This is a genomic window from Dermabacter hominis NBRC 106157 (assembly GCF_001570785.1).
Classification (GTDB): domain Bacteria; phylum Actinomycetota; class Actinomycetes; order Actinomycetales; family Dermabacteraceae; genus Dermabacter; species Dermabacter hominis.
Map to the genome: position 1 here is coordinate 64,068 of NZ_BCSI01000002.1, position 20,440 is coordinate 84,507.

Annotated in this window: 18 protein-coding genes; 10 read left to right on the plus strand and 8 right to left on the minus strand. The window is 64.9% G+C overall.

The annotated features are described in order from the left end of the window. Window positions 1-46: 46 nt before the first annotated feature. Window positions 47-991 (minus strand): PfkB family carbohydrate kinase, encoded by a 945-nt coding sequence (locus DEHOM01_RS03015; RefSeq protein WP_061211444.1) that lies wholly within the window; start codon window positions 989-991, stop codon window positions 47-49. On the opposite strand from DEHOM01_RS03015, the gene DEHOM01_RS03020 reads away from it, so the two are divergent. Together DEHOM01_RS03020 and DEHOM01_RS03025 are read left to right on the plus strand one after the other, a co-directional pair. After that, on the plus strand, window positions 990-1,865 hold the full coding sequence (locus tag DEHOM01_RS03020) for an HAD-IIB family hydrolase (protein WP_061211445.1): 876 nt from the start codon (window positions 990-992) through the stop codon (window positions 1,863-1,865). The genes DEHOM01_RS03015 and DEHOM01_RS03020 overlap by 2 nt on opposite strands. Beyond that, complete coding sequence (locus DEHOM01_RS03025; protein ID WP_061211446.1) at window positions 1,862-2,791, plus strand: sulfurtransferase; 930 nt, start codon at window positions 1,862-1,864, stop codon at window positions 2,789-2,791. Before DEHOM01_RS03020 ends, DEHOM01_RS03025 begins: the two co-directional genes overlap by 4 nt. A gap of 23 nt (window positions 2,792-2,814) precedes the next feature. Here the strand turns inward: DEHOM01_RS03025 and DEHOM01_RS03030 are convergent, their stop codons facing one another. The 3 genes from DEHOM01_RS03030 to mtnN form a co-directional block, all read right to left on the minus strand. Next, window positions 2,815-3,003, minus strand: coding sequence for a hypothetical protein (locus tag DEHOM01_RS03030; RefSeq protein WP_061211447.1), 189 nt, complete (start codon window positions 3,001-3,003; stop codon window positions 2,815-2,817). 116 nt (window positions 3,004-3,119) lie between these two features. Next, complete coding sequence (locus DEHOM01_RS03035) at window positions 3,120-4,946, minus strand: BCCT family transporter (RefSeq protein ID WP_259910319.1); 1,827 nt, start codon at window positions 4,944-4,946, stop codon at window positions 3,120-3,122. 269 nt (window positions 4,947-5,215) lie between these two features. Then, on the minus strand, window positions 5,216-6,001 hold the full coding sequence (mtnN, locus tag DEHOM01_RS03040) for a 5'-methylthioadenosine/S-adenosylhomocysteine nucleosidase (RefSeq protein ID WP_061211448.1): 786 nt from the start codon (window positions 5,999-6,001) through the stop codon (window positions 5,216-5,218). 72 nt (window positions 6,002-6,073) lie between these two features. Here mtnN and DEHOM01_RS03045 point away from each other — a divergent pair, with 72 nt between their 5' ends. Beyond that, complete coding sequence (locus DEHOM01_RS03045; protein ID WP_061211449.1) at window positions 6,074-7,000, plus strand: alpha/beta hydrolase fold domain-containing protein; 927 nt, start codon at window positions 6,074-6,076, stop codon at window positions 6,998-7,000. A 24-nt stretch (window positions 7,001-7,024) separates the two neighbouring features. Here the strand turns inward: DEHOM01_RS03045 and argS are convergent, their stop codons facing one another. Both argS and DEHOM01_RS03055 read right to left on the minus strand, forming a co-directional pair. Beyond that, a complete protein-coding gene (gene argS / locus DEHOM01_RS03050) occupies window positions 7,025-8,782 on the minus strand; it encodes an arginine--tRNA ligase (RefSeq protein ID WP_061211450.1) in 1,758 nt (585 codons plus the stop codon). Between the two features lie 117 nt (window positions 8,783-8,899). Continuing rightward, complete coding sequence (locus tag DEHOM01_RS03055) at window positions 8,900-10,546, minus strand: ABC transporter substrate-binding protein (RefSeq protein WP_061211451.1); 1,647 nt, start codon at window positions 10,544-10,546, stop codon at window positions 8,900-8,902. Between the two features lie 173 nt (window positions 10,547-10,719). On the opposite strand from DEHOM01_RS03055, the gene DEHOM01_RS03060 reads away from it, so the two are divergent. From DEHOM01_RS03060 to DEHOM01_RS03085, 6 genes are all read left to right on the plus strand, one after another. Further along, a complete protein-coding gene (locus DEHOM01_RS03060) occupies window positions 10,720-11,208 on the plus strand; it encodes a flavin reductase family protein (RefSeq protein ID WP_061211452.1) in 489 nt (162 codons plus the stop codon). Between the two features lie 154 nt (window positions 11,209-11,362). Beyond that, window positions 11,363-13,108 carry a DUF7937 domain-containing protein gene (locus tag DEHOM01_RS03065; RefSeq protein WP_061211453.1) on the plus strand — a complete coding sequence of 582 codons (1,746 nt, stop codon included), beginning with the start codon at window positions 11,363-11,365 and terminating at the stop codon, window positions 13,106-13,108. 26 nt (window positions 13,109-13,134) lie between these two features. Then, window positions 13,135-14,454, plus strand: coding sequence for a uracil-xanthine permease family protein (locus tag DEHOM01_RS03070; RefSeq protein WP_061211454.1), 1,320 nt, complete (start codon window positions 13,135-13,137; stop codon window positions 14,452-14,454). Window positions 14,455-14,477: 23 nt separating this feature from the next. Continuing rightward, window positions 14,478-14,702 carry an acetyltransferase gene (locus DEHOM01_RS03075; RefSeq protein WP_245630643.1) on the plus strand — a complete coding sequence of 75 codons (225 nt, stop codon included), beginning with the start codon at window positions 14,478-14,480 and terminating at the stop codon, window positions 14,700-14,702. 9 nt (window positions 14,703-14,711) lie between these two features. Further along, entirely contained in the window at window positions 14,712-15,536 is an 825-nt protein-coding gene (locus DEHOM01_RS03080; protein ID WP_061211456.1) for a DUF5926 family protein, read from the plus strand. Next, window positions 15,533-16,495, plus strand: coding sequence for a glycosyltransferase (locus DEHOM01_RS03085; RefSeq protein ID WP_061211457.1), 963 nt, complete (start codon window positions 15,533-15,535; stop codon window positions 16,493-16,495). Before DEHOM01_RS03080 ends, DEHOM01_RS03085 begins: the two co-directional genes overlap by 4 nt. Here the strand turns inward: DEHOM01_RS03085 and DEHOM01_RS03090 are convergent. Next, complete coding sequence (locus tag DEHOM01_RS03090) at window positions 16,440-18,476, minus strand: hypothetical protein (RefSeq protein ID WP_061211458.1); 2,037 nt, start codon at window positions 18,474-18,476, stop codon at window positions 16,440-16,442. The genes DEHOM01_RS03085 and DEHOM01_RS03090 overlap by 56 nt on opposite strands. Window positions 18,477-18,494: 18 nt before the next feature. Between DEHOM01_RS03090 and pheA the strand changes: the two genes are divergently transcribed. Beyond that, window positions 18,495-19,463: a prephenate dehydratase gene (gene pheA / locus DEHOM01_RS03095; RefSeq protein WP_061211459.1), complete on the plus strand. Its 969-nt coding sequence runs from the start codon at window positions 18,495-18,497 to the stop codon at window positions 19,461-19,463. Between the two features lie 6 nt (window positions 19,464-19,469). Here pheA and DEHOM01_RS03100 read toward each other — a convergent pair whose 3' ends face one another. Beyond that, window positions 19,470-20,411, minus strand: coding sequence for a diacylglycerol/lipid kinase family protein (locus DEHOM01_RS03100; protein WP_061211460.1), 942 nt, complete (start codon window positions 20,409-20,411; stop codon window positions 19,470-19,472). Window positions 20,412-20,440: the final 29 nt, after the last annotated feature.

Consider the following 20,440-nt stretch of genomic DNA (forward strand, 5'->3'; position numbering starts at 1 on the left):
TTAAACGGGGGCGTGTGACGTGCGATACCAGGATAGCGTGAAGCCCTCAGCGTGCCTCAAGGGACGTCGAGGGATTCGTTGCAAGAAACGCGTCAATCTCCTCGCGCGTGGGGGCCGTGATCGGTCCCTTGCGCGTCACCTTGAGGGCGGCCCCTGCATTGGCGCGGCGCGCAGCATCGAGCCAGGACAGGCCAAGCGCCCGCTCGCCGAGCACAATCCCCGTGTGGGTGTCGCCGGCGCCATTCGTATCGACCGCTTTTTGCGGGTACCCGGGCACGTAGTCGAGGTGGCCGCGCTCGAAAAGATAGCAACCGTCGGACCCATCCCTCACGATCACGACCGCGCCCGTACCGAGGAGTCGGCCGAGGGCGGGCAGGGTCCCCGCGACGTCGTCGATTCCCGTGATCTCGCGAGCCTCATCCGCATTCGATGTCCACACGTCAGTGCGCGCGAGAACCCGGTCGCGAAGGCCGCGCGGGAACGAGGCAAACGGCGCGCCAGGGTCGAGAACCAGGAGGGCGCCCGGTGTGAGGGCGTCGAGGAACGCGAGAAGCGGGTCGCGCGTGGGCTCAAAAAAGCTGTACCCGCTCACGCACACGAGGTCGCCCTTGGACGGCTCAAGCAGAGCGAGCGACTCGGCGGTGATGTCACGTTCAGCGCCGTAGCACGTCACGAACGTGCGTTCAGCGGACGGTTCCACGAACACGTAGCAGCTGCCCGTATCTTTGCCCTCGACCACGGGGCTCGACAGGCCAATCCCGTTCTCGCGCAGCACCGCGCGGATGAGATCGCCGTTCGGCCCCTCACCGTGGGCTCCACCGTGCACGGCCGTCGCGCCCACGCGGGCCGCAGCGAGAGAAATCGTCACGGCGCCGCCTGCATAGGATCTCGGGACGCCAACCGCATTCACGTTGGAGCCCGTGCTTGGAAGCGCGGGCACCTCGATCATGACGTCAACGAGCGCCTGGGCGGTATGGAGAACTCGGGGCATGTCTCGAGTGTACGGGCACTACGATGAGGCAATGCTCCCTCTTGCGCCGCCCGCCCCCGCCCTCATCGCCGCCGACATCGACGGCACATTCGTGGACGACGGAGGAAACATCCCCGCCCGCAACCTCATGGCGATCGAGCGCGCCCACGCCTCAGGACTCGACTTTTGCCTCGTCACGGCCCGGCCGCCACGGTGGCTTGCGCGGTTTCGAGGCCTCAGCGCCGGCGCGATCTACGCCGCCAATGGCGCCTACATTCTTGACGCCGCGACGGGGGAAATCCTCGAGGACCGCGGTTTTTCAACAGACGAGGTCCGCCTTCTCGCCCGCAGGCTCGCCCTGATCCCCGGCCTCGCCCTCTCTGCCGAAACGGCGACCGGGTTCGTGCGCGAACGGGAATTTCCCTCAGCGCCGGCGGCGGGGGAGAGGGACCACGATTCCGACGCCAGCTTCACCCCGCTGCGCGAAATCTCCTGTGGCGCGGGCAAGATCCTTGCAGTATCGAGCGCCCTTTCGGCGGAGGACTTCTATAGGGAGGTGCGCGCCCGCATCGAGGGACTCGCGGAACTGCACATCTCCACATCCGATGGCCTTGCCGAGCTCAGCCCCCTCGGCATCTCGAAAGCCGCAGCTCTCGACCACGCCTGCCGTACGCGCGAAATCATTCATGCGCAGATCTGGGCCGTGGGCGACATGCCGAACGACCTGCCGATGCTGAGCGCGGCGGGCGTCGGAATTGCCGTGCGCAACGCCCACCCCGACGTGCTCGCCCACGCCGATGCGATCGCCCCCGCGAACACGGACGCCGCAGTGGCCCACGTGATCGATACCGCCCTGAAAGCCCGCGCCCTCGCCCGCACTACGCTGGGAGCATGAGCGACATTGACTGGCACGACCTTCCCCCATTCGTGAGCGCCGCCGCCCTCCTCGAGCGCACGGGAGGCCGCGCTCCCGGAAGGGGAAGCGACGGCATTGGGAGCCTCGAGCCCGGCACCGGGGACCTTGTGATCGCCGACGTTCGATGGAGCGTCGCCCAAGGCTCCCTGCGCGAGCATTACCTCGAGGCCCACATCCCCGGTGCCATCTTCGTGGATCTCGAACTCGACCTCACCGGTGCCGGCGCACCGGAACGCGGGCGGCACCCCTTCCCCGACGACGAACTCTCCGAAAAGCTCGGCAGCCTCGGCATCAACTTCGAGGACACGGTCATCTGCTACGGGGCGGGCGACCCCATGGGCGCCGCGCGCCTCGCGCTCATGCTGCGCTTCGTGGGCGTGAACGCCGCCGTCCTCGACGGAGGCCTCGAGGCCTACGTGCGGGCAGCCGACGAGGATGCGCTCGAAAGCGGAGACGTACAGCGTGAGCCGAGCGACTTTCCGTGGCAGCCATACGTGCGGCTCGTGAGCGAGGACGAAGTCCAACACGCGATCCCCACAAAAGGCGCACTCCTCATCGATGCACGCCCACCCGAACGCTATCGCGGCGAATCCGAAACCCTCGACCCGCGACCCGGGCACATCCCGACCGCGAAAAACGTGCCGTTTACCTCGCTACTGGAAGCTGACGGCACCCTTCGTTCACGCGCCGATATTCGCGCCGCATTTGAAGCAGTGGGAGCCACGACCGAACGAATCACCTTCAACTACTGCGGCTCGGGAGTGAGTGCGGCGTTCAATACGCTCGCGATGGACTACGCCGGATTCGCCCACGTCTACCTCTACGCAGGCTCATATTCCGAATGGTCGCGCAACCCCGAACGTGCGGTGGAAACGGGGGAAGGGGACGTGTCCGACGCTAGCTGAGCAACCGTCGGAACCGGACACCTTTAAGCTGCGGCCGCGCTCTCGTCTGTGGAGGCTGTGCGCTCCTTCAGCGCGGCGCGCAGGAGTTCCTCGACGAACTCCGAGAGGGTCATCGATTCGTCGATGGACGCGTGCTTAATCTGCGTGATGAGTTCGATCGGCAGCTGCACGTTGAATTGGCGTTTGGAATACGCCGAACTTGAGGTAGCCATGACTTAAACCTAACTACCTAGGAGAGCGAAAAGAGGGCCTAAGGGCCCAAGGGAGAGCGAAAGGGGCGTAGCGCGAAGCTGCAATGAGCTAAGCGCCACGCCCCTTCTGTGACGGATCAGTCCTTGTGGCGTTGTGTGAACTGATCGAGGAAACCGCGCTTGCGGGCGCCCTCGGTGGGGGCTGCCTCACTTGCATCGACCGCCGGGAGTTCAAGCTGGCCCGTTTCCGTGGCCACGCGCTCGTAAACCCTGTCGGCGACCTCATCCGTGACGTGCTCGGTGACGTGCTCCGTCACGTGCTCGACGAGCTCGCGCCGGCGGATCTGCAGCTCGAGACGCTCGATCATGCGGACCTCGTGGCGCAAAGCGCGGAACATCGAGACGACCATCGCGATCATGACGACCGACCACGGAAGCGCAGCGATCAGCGCAAGCGCCTGAAGGCCGCTCATGCCGGATGCGTCGCCTGAGCCTGTGTAGGCCGCAATGCCGATGAGTGCCGCGGGGATCGCGCCGCTCGTGACAGCCCAGAAAATACGGGTGCCTCGGGGCGGTTCCGGGTCGCCGCGGTGCGCGATCATGTCGACCACGAATGCGCCGGAGTCCGCCGAGGTGACGAAGAAGATCGTCACGAGAAGAATCGCGAGACCCGAAAGGAGGGTGCTCGCGGGCATCGTCTCGAACACCTGGAAGAGTGCGAGGTCCTTGTCGATAGCGCCTTCGGCGTTGAGGAAGTTGACGCCTTCGAACACGCTCTTGTAGATGGCCGTGCCACCCATGACCGTGAACCACAGAATCGTCACGAGGGTCGGAACGAGCATGACGCCCATGATGAACTCGCGAACGGTGCGGCCACGCGAAATACGCGCGATGAACACGCCCACGAACGGCGACCAGGAGATCCACCAGCCCCAGTAGAACGTCGTCCAGCCATTGAGCCAGGACGCGCCCTCATCGCCATAGAACGGTAGGGTCTGAAAGCTCAACGAGATGAAGTTTTGAAGGTAGTTGCCGATTCCCGACACGAAGTCGCGAAGCAGGAACAGGGTTGGCCCCAGGATCAGCATGATGACGAGGAGCACGCCCGCGAGAATCAGGTTCGTGTTCGAGAGGAACTTGATGCCTTTCTCGAGGCCCGAGGCGACCGAGAGGGTCGCGAGACCCGTGATGACGATGACCATGACGAAGCGCAGCCACGGGTTATCCGGCAGCAAACCGAGGTGCACGAGACCCGCGGAAATCTGGTTCACGCCGAAGCCGAGGGAGGTTGCGACACCGAAGAGGGTGCCGACAACGGCGATCGTGTCAATGACGTTGCCGATCCACGTATCGGTGTGGCGGCCAAGGATCGGCTCGAGCGCCCAGCGCACGGAGAGCGGGCGGCCGCGACGGTGCGTTGCGTACGCAACGGCGAGGCCTACGACGACGTAGATGCCCCACGCGTGCAGGCCCCAGTGAAGGAATACCTGCGCCATAGCCTTAGGTGCGCGTGCCGCATCGGGAAGCTCCGCGATGTTCGGCGGCGGGTTTGAGGCGAAGAACGTCAGCGGCTCCGCGGCTCCCCAGAACACCAGCCCGATGCCCATGCCGGCCGCGAAAAGCATCGCGAACCACGACAGGAGACCGTACTGCGGCTCCTCGTCATCCTTGCCGAGCTTGATCGAGCCGAGGCGCGAAAACGCCAGAACGGCTGCTGCGGCAACGAAGAACGTCGCCGCGAGGATGTAGTACCAGCCAACGCTTTCCACGATCGTCGTGTTGATCGTGCTCACGACTTGGCTGAACTGCTCGGGCAGAAGCACGGAGAAGAGCACCGCGACGACGATGATCGCGGCCGAGGGGTAAAAGACCCCCTTCGCCATGCCGTAGTGCCGCGGCTCTTTCTCGCCGGGCGGGGTTTCGGGGCGCGTGGGTTTTGTGGCCGTTGCGCTCGTCAAGGCCATCCTCCTTCGATGTGGGTAAAAGGCAATAAAAAACAGCCCCGAGGGCTGTCCTTGCCTCCCCACCGTACATGAAAAGCGGTTTTGGAAGCGCCCTTCGGTGAACGGCCTCACCAAGAAGCCTGGTCGGCCGGGCCCCGCTCGCTCGGTTGGTCTTGCCGGTGGTGAGGGTGGTGAAAAACGGCGTTAGGGTCCGGTTTTTGCGCGTGAGTTGGCGATTTTTCACCACTTTCGGATAAGGGAAGGCGAAAGAGGCAGAGAGGAGGGATGGGCTACCGCAGGGCAGGCAGCGCCTGCGCGAGGGCCTGGGCCGACGCCTGCGCAGCCACCTCGAGGCCAATATGAAACTCCTCGTTCGCCCGCGGCGAGCACAGATCGCTGACTGCGCGTAGCGCGAGGAACGGCACTTGCATCAGGTGCGCGACATGCGCAAACGCACATGACTCCATGTCGGCGGTGATGGCGCCCGGGAACTTCGCGCGCATGCCGTCAGCGATGTCCGCCGTGACAAAGGCGTCGCCCGAAAGCATGAGGCCCGAACGAGCAGGAAGGCCCGCGGTCTCGACAGCCTCGAGGGCGCGGCGTGCACGCGCTTCGCACTCCTCCCCGCCGAACTGTGCGGGAGCACCCGGTACCTGGCCAGTCTCGTAACCGAAAGCCGTGGCCTCCGCGATCGAATACGCATAGGAGGAACCAACGGCGACCGTGCCCACGGCGATGTCCTCAGCGAGGCCGCCGCAGCTACCCACATTCACGATGAGGCGCGGCGAAAACTCGCCCACGGCCCACGCGAGCACGGCGCTCGCGGCTGCCGTGCCGACGCCCGTCGTCACAAGCGCGATGGGAGCCTGGCAACCGTCGGACCCCTGCGCCCCGGAGCCCGCACACTCGAGTGTGCCCACCGATGCGCTTACCTCGCCGGACGCGCCCGCACCGCGTCCCTGCCCGCCGCCCGCGAATGGGTGAGCGGCCGCGCGAAGGTCTGTGCAGAGGGACGAGACGGCGGCAGCCTCTTCAGCCATCGCCGCGACAACGAGAACATCAACGTGAGAAGTCATGGAGCCAGTATCTCGTAAGGTCGAAACACTAGCCTTAAGGTGATTCGCGCATCGAGCCAGGAGGATCCCACTATGGGTCGCATCAAGCACTACGCCGCCATCGCGGGCCGCACACTCACGCGCACCCCGCTTCCCAACTTCGTGTACGAAATTGGGTTCGGCAAGGTGCGAATCGCCAAGCCACCCGCACCCGTGCAGAAGCGGCACGCGATCGACATCGAACTCATCAACCGCACGCGAACCGTGTGGCTCGACAAGCACAAGACCGATCGCGGCATCATCGTGTACCTCCACGGCGGCAGCTACATGGCGGGACCGTTCGTCGGCGACTGGGAGTGGCTCAGCAAGCAGGTCGACGAGCGCGAGTGCGCAGGGCTCCTCATCGACTACCGCTACGGCCCCGACTACATGCACCCCACGGCCCTCGAGGACACCTTCGAAGTCATCAAGGCACTCGCCGCCGAGGGCCTCATCACCCAGGGCAACTGGGCGGTCGCCGGCCACCAGAGTGGTGCGGGGCTCGCACTGTCGCTCGCATCGCTCGTGAACACGAGGGTCGACGGTGGCCTCGCAAACGCCAAGGCTAAGCCCGCCGGCATCGTGCTCATGAACCCCCTGCTCGATCTCGAATTCACAAACCTCGAACTGAGCGAAACGAACCAGCACGACCCCGTGCATGAGCGCCGCATCATGCAGCTCGCTGCAAAGAAGTACGCGGGGCGCACCCCGCTCGATGATCCGGCGCTCTCGCCGCTCAATGGGGACCTCCAAGGACTGCCGCCCGTGCACTTGAGCGTCGGCACGAAGGACCTGTTCCTCACCGATTCGAGGATCGTCACGCACCAGTTCGAGCGCGAAGAAGTCGAACTCACCTACCGCGAGATCCCCGGAAAAATCAGCGTCAACCCCCGGCTTCGCCGCGGCGCCGACATGGCCCGACTTCTCGAGGAACAGCGAGAGTTCCTCGAGGCAAACCTCGCCGAGACGCCCGGGAAGTAGATCCCCGAGCGGCCTCGGCCACGGTCACATCTGCGCGGGAGCCTGCACGCCGAGCAGGTCGAGGCCCGCGACGAGGGTGCGCTCGGTGAGCTTCGCAAGGGCGAGGCGGCCAAGCCGCACGTCGTCGCTCGCGTCCTTGAGGATTGGCGACTTCTCGTAGAAGCTCATGAACGCCTGCGCGAGATCGAAGAGGTACGCCGCGAGTTTGTGCGGGACGTACTGGGTGCCCACCTCGGCAACCGTCGGCGCGAACTGCAGGAGCTGAAGCGCGAGGGCCCGCTCGGGATCATCGACCACGCGCGGGGCTGCCGCCTCCACCTGCTCGGCGGAAATGCCCTTCTCGGAGGCCTTGCGCTGGATCGAGCGGATGCGCGCCACGGCGTACTGGAGGTACGGCGCAGTATTGCCCTGGAGGGCGAGCATGCGGTCGAGATCGAACACGTAATCGGAATCGTGCGCGGTCGAAAGATCCGCGTACTTGATGCTGCCGATGCCAATCTGGCGTGCGATTGTCGCCCGCTCATCCTCGGGCAGGTCCGGGCGAAGTTCATCGATAACCGAACGCGCCTTGACGACGCCCTCCTCAAGAAGCGCCATGAGGCGCAGCGACGAGCCGGAACGCGTGCGAAGGATCTTGCCGTCCTCACCCAGCACCGAACCGATCTTCACATGTTCGGCATCGACGCTCTCGGGAAGCCAGCCCGCCTCGCGGGCCGTCGTGAACACCATCTGGAAGTGCAGCTCCTGCGAGGAACCCACAACGTAAGCGATGCGATCGGCATGGAGGTCATTCACGCGGTGGCGAATCGCCGCGAAATCGGTCGTCGCGTAGCCGTAGCCACCGTCGGACTTGCGAATAATGAGCGGAAGAGGCTGATCGTCACGGCCCTTAAATCCGTCCGGGAACACACACAGCGCGCCGTCCGACACGCGTGCGATGTCGGCCTGTTCAAGGTCGTCGCACACGCCCGCAAGCGCGTCGTTATAGGTCGATTCGCCCGCGAGATCCTTGTCGGTAAGGGTCACGTCGAGCATGTCGTAAATGCGGTGGAAGTATTGCTTCGAAAGGCCCACCAGTTTCGTCCACATCGCGAGCGTTGCCTCATCACCCGACTGGAGGGTCGCGACGCGAGCGCGAGCGCGTTTCGCAAAATCCGTCTGCTCAACGTCTGCATCGAACTTCGCCCGCGCCGCCTGGTAGAACGCGTTCGGATCGGTCTCGAGGAGCTTCGCCTCCTCAGAAGCCTCGCCGACCTCGAGCAGGTGCTCGATGAGCATCCCAAAGGGCGTCCCCCAGTCGCCGATGTGGTTCTGGCGCACGACCGTGTGGCCTTCGAACTCGAGCACGCGTGCGAGCGCATCGCCCACGACCGTCGTGCGCAGGTGGCCAACGTGCATTTCCTTCGCGACGTTCGGCGCCGAGTAGTCGATGACGATCGTCTCTGGCTTCTCGGGGGTCGTGACGCCAAGGCGCTCATCCTCGTGGAGTCCAGCCGCCTGGGAGGCGACCCATTCGGTCTTGAGCGTGATGTTGAGGAAGCCCGGCCCGGCAATCTCGGGCGTCTCCGCGATGTCGTCAAGCTGGACGTTGTCAAGAATCTGCTGGGCAAGGTCCCGCGGCTTCGCGCCGAGCTTCTTCGCGAGGCCCATCGCCGCGTTGCACTGGAAGTCCGAGAACTTCCCCGGCCTGATAATCGGGTCAGCGGTGCGGTACTCCTCGCCGAAAGCCTCGGCGAAGGCATTCTGGAAACGTTCAGTGAGGGCAAGTTCCGGTGCAGTCATAACACAAGCCTACGGTGTTTTGCGGTGCTACGGCACGCCGGAAGGGGGCGCGGGGAGCGACGGTTTCGTCACGCCGTCCCGCGTTTGGAGGTGGAAGGTCCGACGGTTTCCCGCCGACTAGCGCTTCTTCTCCATCTGCGAGGGCGGGGTCGCCGTCGCAGCGATGAAGCCCAGGGCGTTTGTGTCGGGGAGGTCGGCAACCTTGGAGGTGTCGATTGCGCTCAGCGCGCGCAGCCACATGAGTGGGTACAGGGGAAGTTCTGTGGCAATTCGATCCATCACTTTTTGCCATGCGCGCTGGAGGTCCTCACCCATTAGGTCGAGGCGCGCGCTGCGGTCGAGCACGTCGCGAATATCGGCGAGAAGTTCGCTCTCGCCGAGGCGCAATCGAGAATCAGCCCAGAAAGGTGAAGCGTAGAGGGAGCGCAGCAGCGTGTCGGGATGAAAGCCCGTGAATGCTGGATCCAGGCACACGAGGGCGGCGTCCCAGCCGTCGGAATCCTCCTCCATGCGCTTCACGGCATCCCACCAGGGAAGTATCTCGAGCTCGGCCTCGAGCCCGACCTCCTTGAGATTGCTCTTGAGGAACTCGGCGACGGCGCGGGTCCAGGGCTCGTTGCTCGCGAGCAAGCGAAGCGTGCTGATCTTCGCGCGCGCAAAGAGGTCGCGCGCTTCCTTCGGGGCGTAGGTGTAAACGCTCGTAGCGGCGTTGAAGCCGGGGGTGCCGGGGTACATGGGGCTCTTGACCGGATCGACGTATGTGGCGAAGACCTGCTTTGCGCATCCTTGATAGTCGAAGGCCTTCATAAAGCCGCGTCGAGCTTCGAGTGTGGAAAACGCCCGGCCCTCATCATGGTTGAACATCGCGTACACCGTGGCTTTGCTTTTCTGGGAGCCGAGGTGGAGCGTGCTGGTCTTGGCCCGGGAGCTTTTCGCTAGTTCGCGGTATTTCGCTGGGGGCAAGGGGAATGCCACCTGCATGCTGCCGTCCATGACCGCATCAGCGATCGCGGATTCGCTGTGCTCGACGTGCCAGGTCATGGTTTCGTAGAGCGCCGGGAACACTCCCGAGTACTGGTCGAATGCTTCAAAAGCTAGTGTTTGGCTCGCGGCGTCGTGCTCCTTGATGCGCCACGGCCCGGTGCCATTGGGATGGTCGAGGAGTGAGGCGGGGTCGGTGCCCTCGGGGATGATTTTGACGAGGGAGAGGCGCTCGTTGATCTCGGGAGTGGAGTACTTGAGGCGGAGCTGGACGATATTGTCGGCCACCTGGACGGCGTGGTCGAAGAAGTCGAGAAGCTCGCGGTTGGGGAATTTGTTTTTTTCGTCGAGTGCGGCCTCGAAAGAGTAGATGACGTCGGCGGGGGTTACGGGCATGCCGTCGTGAAAGATTGCGCCGTCGCGAAGGAACACATCGATGACGACGTCGGCGGGATTGAAGAGCTTTTGCGAGAGGCCCGGCTGCGTTGTGCCGGTCGTCGGATCCATGATGGACAAGCCCTCGTACACGTGCCACAGCGCAGCGGTGTTCTGAAGGGAGCGCGTCGTGAACGGGCTGAGGCCGTCACTTCCGAGCGGCGCGCTGAGAATAACGTCGAGGTGCCCTGTGGGGACGGGGAGATTGAACTGCTCTGCGACCGAGAGGTTGTCCGTGTTCGGTGAGCTTTGGCAGCCCGCGGCGGTAGTTGCGAGGGCAAGAGCGCTGAGAGAGGCGCCTGCCGTAAGAAAGGCGCGCCGGCTTGTGGTGCGTGCGGGTCCGGTCATGGTCTCCAGAGTAATAGGTGCGCAGAATCGGTGGTGGAGGTGCGGGTGTGGTGTGTGACGTGGCGAGGGGAGTCACGGGTGTTTGGGGAGCGCGGGCGCTACGCTCACACGTAGGAGCGGGGTCCGACGCTTGCCCGCACACCATTGCGACCGAGGGATCTGAGGAGGCGGCCATGAGCGCAGGCGAAGTGGATGTCGAGGACTATCGGCGACTGAGCGAGGACATCGCCTCGGCGATCGCGCTCCTGAGCGCGCGCGTGGGGCGCTGGGATCTCGTCACCCCGATCGACTCGTTCCTTGATGTGTCGTATGACCCTCCCACGATGGTGGTGAGTCTCTATTCCCTTTCGCGGGCGGCGGAGGCTCTTGAACAGACGGGTACGTGTGCGCTGAGCGTCCTTGGCGATCAACAGCAGGGTCTCGCCGAGCGGTTTGGTGAGCCCGGTCTCCCGCTGCAGGGGATGCTCGAGTCGGTTGCGCACACGCGTGACGGAGTGGGCAACGCCCTCATCGAGGGATCGCTCGCGACTTTCAGTCTCGAGGTCGAGTCGTCGCACGAAGCTGCGACCCACACGCTCTTTGTGTGCCGCGTGCGTGAGGTGCATCAGGGGCCTGCACGCTCGCCGCTCGTGAGATTTTCAAAGCGATATGCGAGTCTGTAGGGCGTCAAAGAGATTCGCGACACGCTCGGCGTAGGCGGCGCGCAGATCCACCCCTACACCTCTACAATATTCGCGATACGCGCGCGTTTGTGCCGTGCCGCCTTCTCGGCGCTTCCCTGCACCGGCGTGCCGCGCGACACTAATGAGGGAGCCCATGGCGAAGGATCAGGTGCCGGAGAACAGCGACGATCGAGTCCAGGCGGGAACCGACCCCGCTGAGGGCTGGATTTTTGTTCCCGAACCGGGCACGCTCCCCACCGAAAAGCTCCCCGATAGTGAGGATTTCGAGCGCTTCAGGATGCAGCGCGCGAACCTCGAGGGGGAGGCCGAGCACTATTTCGCGCCAGGCCTCGCGCCGCACGAGCCCGCGACCGAGACCGCGGAGATCGCGCTTCCACCTGCGCCGGCCCCTCACGCGTACGCGCGCTCGGGCGCAACCCCCTCGGCAGCGCCGAAACCCCGCTCCATGCAGCTTCCGCCGCAATTTAGCGACTTGAGCGGTTGGGATGCGTTGCGTGACATCATCGCCGTTCTCGCATTCGGCTCGAGCTTCACGACGACGTATACGCACGCCCCCGATGCGCTGCCCGGGTGGATCCCTGCCCTCGCCGGGGGCATTGGTATTGCGACGATCCTCGCGGTGTATCTCCTGCGGTGGGTGCCCGCTTACATGAAGGATCCGAAGCCCAGGGGCCCGGAACACTTTTCATACCTGGGCATCGTGCGGAAGGTCGGCATGCTTCCCGCGTTCGCGGCGTCGATTGGGGTGCTCGGCTACGACCTTGCCGCGTCTATTCCCGACCTCCTTACACCGCTCCTTGAAGGGCCGCGCGTGGGCGTCGGCGTCTCCGTTGCGCTGCTTCTCTTGGGGGCGGTGATGGGCTCCGAGCGGCGCGGCTTCGAGGGGTATGTTCCTGATGCCGCAGCAAAGGCGCGCGCAGGTCGATGGATACTCGTGCTTCGCGTGCTTCTGCTCGTGAGCTTTGCTCTGTCTCTCGTCATGGTTGTGGGTAAGGCCGTCAACGGTGATCCGGCGTTCGCACTCGTGACGCTTTCGAACTCCCTCGGCTCGCTCGCGCTTGGGCTTTTCATCGCTAATCCGAAGCTCAACGAGCAGCCCTCGTGGTACGTGTTCCTCGTGGGGGCTACGGCGGCCATGGTCGTCGGCGCAGCGGCCGACAACTCGCTGCGGCTCGAGTATGCCGCACCGGGAAGCTTCTCGACCTCGTACGTGTGGCTTCCGTTCGCGTTCGCGGCATTCGGCCTGCTTCTCTCGCGCTCCTACGTGCGCTCGAGTACGCACAACTTCAAACGCGTCGATTGGCTCATGTACGCGGCGCGCACTTTCGAGTTTTCTCGCACCATGCACGGTGTGGCTTTCGCGGCTGTGCTCGTCTACTTCGCGGCGATTCTTGTGGGCTACGACGCGCGAGGTGGTTCGGGCCTCGTGATTCTCCAACTTCTCCTCGTGGCTCTTCTCGCGCTCCTGTCTCACTTCGGTCGCAAGGCTCTCGTGCGAAAGAACGCGGTCAAGGCGCGCGGTCACGCCGTATCGATCGGCGCGGCTCTCACGCTGCTCGGCTTCCTCGGTGTCATCGTGTTCTCGGTCGTCACTGGCGCCGCTGCCGGCCTTACGAACGGTGGACTCGGCCTCGTTGCGGGCATCACCGCTGCCTTGATGATCACCGTCCCCGCGCCCGTGCGTGACGAACATGGCGTTCCGGATCTCGAACGCACGTTCGCCGAGTTCCGTGCGCGCATCAACGGCGCAGCTGGCGCGACAGCCTTCCTTCCCGATGTGTCCGAAGCCCGGCGTCGGACGCACCGTTTCCCCTCGAGCGTTTCCCCCGAGGCGCTTTCGCCGGCCACCCCTGATCCCGACCCCGCCAAGGAGTCGTAACCCCTATCCCCAAAAGAAAGGCCGCCATGCCACTGTGGAAAATTCATGGAAATGGGCTCACCGTTGAGCCAGGAAAAGTCGTTCTTCCTTCCGAACGGCTCGCATGGCCGGTCACGATTGGGATCGGCGCCCAGCACGTCATTGCGATGTTCGGCGCGACGTTCCTCGTCCCGCTCCTGACGAAATTCCCCCCATCGACGACGCTTCTCTTTTCGGGCCTCGGCACGATCCTGTTCCTCGTCATTACGCGTAATCGAGTCCCCAGCTATCTAGGAAGCTCGTTCGCGTTCATCGCCCCGATTGTGGCGGCTACAAAGGCTCACGACATGGGCACTGCGCTCGGCGCCGTGCTTCTCACGGGCCTCGCGCTCGCTCTCGTCGGAGTGATCGTGCAGTTCGTCGGCACACGGTGGATCGCCGTGCTCATGCCGCCCGTCGTCATGGGTGCCATCGTCGCCCTGATCGGCTTCAACCTCGCGCCCACGGCCTACAAAAACTTCCAGCAATCGGCCCTTACCGCGACGGTGACGCTTTTCGCGGTCGTCCTGTGCACGGCGCTTTTCAAGGGCATCCTCGGGCGCGTCTCCGTTCTCCTCGGCGTTCTCGTGGGCTACCTGTTCGCCCTTGCGCGCGGCGAAGTTGACCTCACTGCCTTCTATAAGGCGCCGTGGATCGGCCTTCCCGAGTTCCACCACCCGCACTTTGATCTCTCGGTTCTTCCGATGTTCCTTCCGGTGGTTCTCGTCCTCATCGCCGAGAACGTGGGGCACGTGACGTCGGTGGGGTCGATGACCGGCGAGGATCTCGACCACATGGTGGGCCGCACCCTCTTCTCTGACGGCATCGCGACGGCCCTCTCGGCGACGTTCGGTGGTTCGCCCACAACCACCTACGGCGAGAACATCGGCGTCATGAGCGCAACTCGCGTCTACTCGACCGCTGCCTACTGGGTTGCCGGTATTGCCGCGATCGCCCTGTCGATGTCGCCGAAGATCGGCCAGCTCATCTTCTCGATCCCGGCTGGGGTGCTCGGTGGCGTGACCTTCGTGCTCTACGGCCTCATCGGCATCGTGGGCGTGCGCATGTGGGTCGACGGACGGGTCGATTTCTCTCGGCCTCGCAACCAGATGACGGCAGGCGTCGCCCTCGTCGTGGGCATCGCGAACGTGACGTGGACGTTCGGCCCCAAGGACGCCGGCATCACCTTCAACGGCATCGCGCTCGGCACCCTTGCGGCGCTCGTGATCTACCACCTCATGACGGTAATTGGGAAGGTCACGGGCACTGAGGTTGAGGAGAATTCCGACGCACGCTCAGCGACAGCGGAAGCCACCTCTACGCGATGACCGCCGGGCAACCGTCCGAGAGAGTGCGTACGGGCTGGGCGCCGATCCTCACCCCGGGGACTCGCGTGACGGCTCGTTACGCGCTCGATCCGCGGACCCATAAGGGGCGCGAGAAGGTCGCAGATGCCCTCGGCTACGTTGTTGAAACAGACGAGGAAACGGTCACTATCCACACGAAACGTGGATACGCGAGGATTCCTCGCGTGTTGATCGTGGCCGTTCGGGAGGTTCCTCCTCCGCCTCGCTAGACTTGGGCCATGACTTCTAGCACCACTCTCGTTCGCCGCCCGTTCGAAGGCCTCGTTGCCGAGCATGATCTCGTTGCGATGCGCCAGCTCATCCCGTCGGCGACTCTCGACGCGACCCTCGCCCCTGAATTCGGTGGCGGCGACGTCATCATCGCCACGATCCTTCCCATGAACTGGGCGGCGATCAAGCGTGATAACGGCACCGTCATGCTCGGGATGCAGGCGAGCGTTCCCGGCAACGATACGTCCCGAGGTCTCGGCGCAGCGCTCATGCAGGCGCTTGATTCGGAGCCCGGAACGGCAGTAACGACGGTGAAGGTCGCGGATGATTCCCCGCGTCTCCAGGATCTCCTCGTCATCGATGAGAACTACACCGTCGATGTCCACGACTCGTTCGAGTACTGGCTCGGAGCGGGAGCGGAGCGTACCGAGCAGATCGAGGAGGGGCTCGAGAAGGCGAACGAGGCGATTATGCCGACGGCCGCCGTCGGCGGGCTGCCGCACGCGTACTGGGTTGATGCCGGCCCGAAGGAGCACTTGCGCTGGGTTCTCGACGAAAGCGAAGACCGCGTGATCGACGCGGTTGCGCGCCTGCACGCGAAGCGTCAGTCTGGCATTGGCGAAGGCACGCGCTACGTGGGCTCGTTCCGCGCCGATGGCCTCACGATTCCCGTGTGGGATCTGCCGAAGGGCTTCGGAGTCGAGGGTGTGGAAAACGAGGTTCCCCAGTTCCTGAAGCGCTTCGAAGAGGCGCTGTCGAGCGAGGAGCCGCTCACGGCACTTGAGCGACGCGCTCGCGGCGGTATCGTCGCGCGCGAGGTGACTCTGCGATGACCGGCGTCGACGCCGCGCAGATGGGAGGTGCGCGACCCACGCGGGTCGCGGTTGTCATCCCCGCGAAGGACGAGGCTGAACGCATCGAACGGACCGTTGCCGCCTCGTTCGCGATCCGCGGCGTCGACCTCGTTGTCGTTGTCGATGATGGCTCATCCGATGCCACGGCGGCTCTTGCGAAGGGTGCCGGCGCGGTAGTGGTGCGTCACCGCACCAATCGCGGCAAGGCGGCAGCGATGGCGACCGGTGCCCGGGTCGTGCACATGCGAGAGGAGACCGAGCACGCCGAACGGCTCAACGAGTCCGCTACCCCCAGCCAGGCGGTTGAGCCGCCACGCGCGCTTCTCTTTATCGATGCCGACATGCAGGATTCGGCCTCAGGCGCGCAACCGCTCGTCGAGGCGGTCCTTGAGGACGGCGTGGATATGGCGATCGCGACGCTCCCCGCGCAAGAGGGCGCAGCTGGCATGGGCTTCGTGGTGAAAACTGCCCGTAACGGAATCCGCAAGGCCACCGGGTTCGAGACCGTGCAGCCTCTCAGTGGCACGCGCTGTATCACGCGAGAAACCTGGGATGCCGTGCAGCCTCTCGCCGCCGGGTGGGGAGTGGAAACCGGCTTGACGATTGACGCGCTTCACCAGGGGTTTTGGGTCAAGGAGATCCCTGCCGACCTCACGCATCGCGCTACCGGCAAGGACCTGCGCTCGCAGCTTCATCGCGCAAACCAGCTGAAGGACGTCATGCGCGCGCTCTCGAAGCGGCGGTCTCTTTCGCCGAATGATCCGCTTGGCGAGGACGGCGAGGTGCGCACGCTCACGGGCGATCGCACCGAGGCGCCCGAGTTCGTGGAGAACCCTCCCGTGAAGCACTTCGCGGTGCCGTCCCTCGAGAAGAACGCGCAGGTTAAAGCTCCTTCGGAGGAGACGGTGGACGAGCCTCGCGAGGAGCCCGAACAATAAGAGCCGCGCGAGCCGCAAGGCTGAATGCGAGGCCCACGACATAGGCGAGGCCCACGAGAACGAGACCGGTATCGTTCGTGAGCGCCCCAATCCACGCGCCAGCTATGGCTGCGAGGCGTATGGCATAGAGGTGGGGGAGTTCGTGCGCGAGGCGTCCCCGCCGCACCGCGCCGTAGGTGAGCGCGATGGCCGCGAGCACGGGCGGGGCCATGAGAAGTGGCGAATAGAGCGTGAGCGGCTCGAGCATGCGCATCGTGCGATCCGCAAACACGGTCCAGAACTGTGAAGCGGCGCCCGCGAGCGATCCTGCGTCCACGAGCGTGGCGACGAACTCGCCGAGATGCGTGCGCGAGGAGGCGGGGCGCATGTAGTCGAGAGCACCCGCGAGGGCAAACACCCCTGTGCCCGCCGCGAGTGCGGCGAGAACGTGCCACGGTCGCAGCCGGATCCCACTCAGGGCGAGGCAGGCCACGAGGGTCACCGGGGCGTAGATGAGGGCGCTTCCGGCGTCGGCACCCATGCCCGGCGCGATCGAACAAAGCCCCACGATCAGGCCCGTTGCTGCCACGAGAGTGACGCGCGCCAACCCCGCTCGCCGGCCGGCTGTGAAGGCGGGAAGTGCGTGTATGAGCATGCCTACCCCGAGCGCCCATGCCGCCAGTGTGATGCCCGTGATGTGGTTGCTCAACCCGTAGAACCGTCCGCCGTAAATCGGTTGATTTCCGAGCAGCGAGGTGAAGCTCGCGTGTGAGCCGAGCGCGGCGTCGAGGAGGATCGCGCCGGCCGTCATGAGAGCCGCGAGTGCGGGGGTGAGGAGCCGGCGACTGTGTTCGGGGAGCGCCGAGGCGAGTAGACGTACGCCGAATGTGAGGCCTGCGCCGAGCGTAGCTGTGCCGATGATCGTCCACGCCGCGATCGCGAAAAGAGGATGAACGCCTAGGTTAATGAGGGCGCTGAGCGGCATGACGCTCGAGGTGTAACCCACGGGAAGCGCGAGAATGCTGACGTTCGCGATATGCCGCGCCGCCGGGACGCGTCGCGCGAGGGCACCCGAAATAAGAAGGATAGCGACGATCGCGCCGAGCAGAGGGGCGAGGGAATCCTCGGTGGTGCGGGACGCGAACGTGATCTCGCGAGCGTGCGCGAGCTGGGTGCCTTTGGTGGTGGGGGTTCCGACGGCGGCTCGGCCGATACCGAGTTGCTCCGTGCCGGTGAAGCTCGCCGCGAGGTCGAGATTCATGACGACGCCGACCTGGCGCGTCGACGGGCTCGTGAGAAACGCCGGACCCCAGCGCGAATCGATGTACACCTGAAGGTTGAGCGGTGTGGGAAGCGCATCGTAGCCGCGCGTGTGCTCCACCTCGTACGTGTCCGCGGGGGAGGGGTTGAGGGAGCCGACGCTTGCGAGTGCCACTCCGCGCTCGCCACAGTCGCCCGCGTGCTTCGCGAACGCTGCATCGATGTCGCGAACACTTCGTTCGTGCTCGAGCCTGCTTACTCCTCGACCGGTTGCGACGTCGCCGAGATCGACGAGAGAGATGCCGGCTTCGGCGAGGGCGGAGGTGGCGTCGGACAGCTCGACTTCTCCCGGTGTGCCGCTCGCCCCATTGGTACTCGTGTGCGTCAGTGCCGGTGTTCGCGTGCCCGTGGCGAGAGTAGCGAGCCCCTGACGTTTCGTGGGCATGACCGATTCGCTCGAGAGGGCGAGCCCTGCCGTGCCGGAATTCTCGGCAAAACACCACAGGGCCGGGGTGTCCTCTTTTGTGATGTCATTCCACGTGAGGCCGCTTGTCACGAACACCGTGCGGACCGCGCGCTCGGGGGGTGCCGCGTCCTTGCGAAGACTTCCCCAGTGGAGGGAAGGGGCAAGGATGAGTGCAGCGAGGAGCGCGAGGCATGCGGCCACAATGGCCGCGCCCGCGAGGCGCTCACGCGCATGAGAGGTGTCGTGCATGGACTCAAGCGTAGCGATCGAGCACATGCCCGTACTCTTAGTGACATGCGATATGGATTCCTCGGCCCCGAGACAACCTTCACCCATCAGGCACTCCTCCAAGCGCTCATGGGCCCGCTGCCGGTGCGACCCGACGATGGGGAGCACACGCTCGTGCCCTATCGAAGCGTTGCCGAAGCGATTGGCGATCTCGTTGCCGGCGACGTCGACGCAATGATGGCCCCGATCGAGAACTCAGTCGAGGGAGGCGTCTCCGGCACCCTCGACGTCCTCTCCGCGACCGGCGGCATCACGATCGTGGCCGAGCAGATAGTTCCCATCACCTTTGTGCTTGCGACGCGCGTGCCGTCGAACCTCGAGAATCTTGAAGCCGTCTACTCTCACCCGCATGCGCAGGCGCAGTGCCAGGGGTTCGTGCGTGACAACATTCCCGGCGCATCGCCCCAGCCCGCGCTTTCGACCGCCGCTGCGGCCCGCGAGATCGCGGAGCTCGACGACGCAGATCCGCGTGCCCGCACCGCCGCCGCGATCTGCTCGCCGCTCGCCGCCGAACATTTTGGGCTGCACGTCGTCGCCGAGGGCATCGAGGACACGAAGGGTGCCGAAACCCGCTTTGTGCTCGTGGAGCGCGACGGTCTCATCCCCGCGCGCACGGGCGCGGACAAAACAACGATCGTCGCCCACCTCGCCCACGACCGCTCTGGCTCCCTCCTCGAGATGCTCGAGGTGCTCAGCTCCAACGGCGTGAACCTCTCCCGCATCGAATCAAGGCCCATCGGTGACGCGCTTGGCCGCTACTCCTTCTCCCTCGACCTCGAGGGTCACATCGAGGACCGCCGAGTCGCCTCGGCACTGCGCGGCTTGCATCGCATCTGCTCGCGCATCGTGTTCCTCGGCTCGTACAGTCGGGCCGACGGTTCCGTGCCCTACGTTGTGGACCACAACACCGACACGGCCTACGAGGAAGCCCGCAGCTTCGTTGCGGGCCTCGAGGCGCTCATCGCGAGAGACTGACGCCGCTTAGCGGGCGCAGCGAATGAGGAGCGCGCCCGCATCGACGCGCGTCACGAGGTGCGTGGCGTTGCCGACGTAGTCGCCGTCGACCTGAACGGGGAGAGCCTTCGACGTGCTCACGACAGCCTCGCGGGCCTGGAACGTGCGGTGGTTGGAGATTTTCGCGAGAGTTTTGGGTCCTCCCGGAAGCACGAGCTGGCCGAGGATCTGGGAAAAGCCCGCCGCGCCCTTCCAGTCGAGGGCGAGAATCTCGAGGGAGCCGTTTGAGCGATCAGCTCCGGGCATGAGCGTAATTCCGCCCGGGAGGCGCCCCACGTTGCCGATCATGACCGTGCGGGCATTGAGCGTCTTCGGAGACCGACCATCGAGCTCAAGGTCGACGCTTTGCCCGCGCCCCACGATCTTCTTCGCTCCCGCCACCACGTAGGCGAGCCAGCCCACGGCCTTCTTGAGCTTCGAGTTGGTGTTCTCCATGATGACCGCATCGAAACCGAAGCCCGCGATCACGAGGAACGGTTCTTCCTTCGCACCACTCGCATCCTCGAGGCTCTCGCCGTGCTGCAGGTAGCCGAGGTCCGCAGTGAGGGCTTCACCCGTGAGGGCGACCCTGACCGCGCCGCGCAGATTATCGATCGGAATGTCGAGGTTGCGCGCAAAAAGGTTACCGGTGCCCATCGGGATGATGCCGAGCGCCACGCCAGTATGGGCGAGCCCCGCGGCGACGAGGCGCACCGTGCCATCGCCACCGGCCGCGAGGACAACCGAGCAGCCGTCGGACACCGCCTGCTGAGCCTGACCAAAGCCCGCATCCTCCACGGTTGTTTCGTAGAACGACACCTGCGCATCCGGGTCCACACTGAAGACGTGGCTCACGACCCGGCCGCGAAATTCGGCGACATCCTTGAGCTTTGACGGGTTGACGACGACCCCAACGTGTAGTTTTTCCACCGCTCCAGCATACGGGGGCGGCGTGGCAC

Coding starts and splice junctions, on each gene's coding strand:
- DEHOM01_RS03020 (WP_061211445.1), top strand. CDS start 990: ATGTCTCGAGTGTACGGGCACTACGATGAGGCAATGCTCCCTCTTGCG.
- DEHOM01_RS03015 (WP_061211444.1), bottom strand. CDS start 991: ATGCCCCGAGTTCTCCATACCGCCCAGGCGCTCGTTGACGTCATGATC.
- DEHOM01_RS03025 (WP_061211446.1), top strand. CDS start 1,862: ATGAGCGACATTGACTGGCACGACCTTCCCCCATTCGTGAGCGCCGCC.
- DEHOM01_RS03030 (WP_061211447.1), bottom strand. CDS start 3,003: ATGGCTACCTCAAGTTCGGCGTATTCCAAACGCCAATTCAACGTGCAG.
- DEHOM01_RS03035 (WP_259910319.1), bottom strand. CDS start 4,946: ATGGCCTTGACGAGCGCAACGGCCACAAAACCCACGCGCCCCGAAACC.
- mtnN (WP_061211448.1), bottom strand. CDS start 6,001: ATGACTTCTCACGTTGATGTTCTCGTTGTCGCGGCGATGGCTGAAGAG.
- DEHOM01_RS03045 (WP_061211449.1), top strand. CDS start 6,074: ATGGGTCGCATCAAGCACTACGCCGCCATCGCGGGCCGCACACTCACG.
- argS (WP_061211450.1), bottom strand. CDS start 8,782: ATGACTGCACCGGAACTTGCCCTCACTGAACGTTTCCAGAATGCCTTC.
- DEHOM01_RS03055 (WP_061211451.1), bottom strand. CDS start 10,546: ATGACCGGACCCGCACGCACCACAAGCCGGCGCGCCTTTCTTACGGCA.
- DEHOM01_RS03060 (WP_061211452.1), top strand. CDS start 10,720: ATGAGCGCAGGCGAAGTGGATGTCGAGGACTATCGGCGACTGAGCGAG.
- DEHOM01_RS03065 (WP_061211453.1), top strand. CDS start 11,363: ATGGCGAAGGATCAGGTGCCGGAGAACAGCGACGATCGAGTCCAGGCG.
- DEHOM01_RS03070 (WP_061211454.1), top strand. CDS start 13,135: ATGCCACTGTGGAAAATTCATGGAAATGGGCTCACCGTTGAGCCAGGA.
- DEHOM01_RS03080 (WP_061211456.1), top strand. CDS start 14,712: ATGACTTCTAGCACCACTCTCGTTCGCCGCCCGTTCGAAGGCCTCGTT.
- DEHOM01_RS03085 (WP_061211457.1), top strand. CDS start 15,533: ATGACCGGCGTCGACGCCGCGCAGATGGGAGGTGCGCGACCCACGCGG.
- DEHOM01_RS03090 (WP_061211458.1), bottom strand. CDS start 18,476: ATGTGCTCGATCGCTACGCTTGAGTCCATGCACGACACCTCTCATGCG.
- pheA (WP_061211459.1), top strand. CDS start 18,495: ATGCGATATGGATTCCTCGGCCCCGAGACAACCTTCACCCATCAGGCA.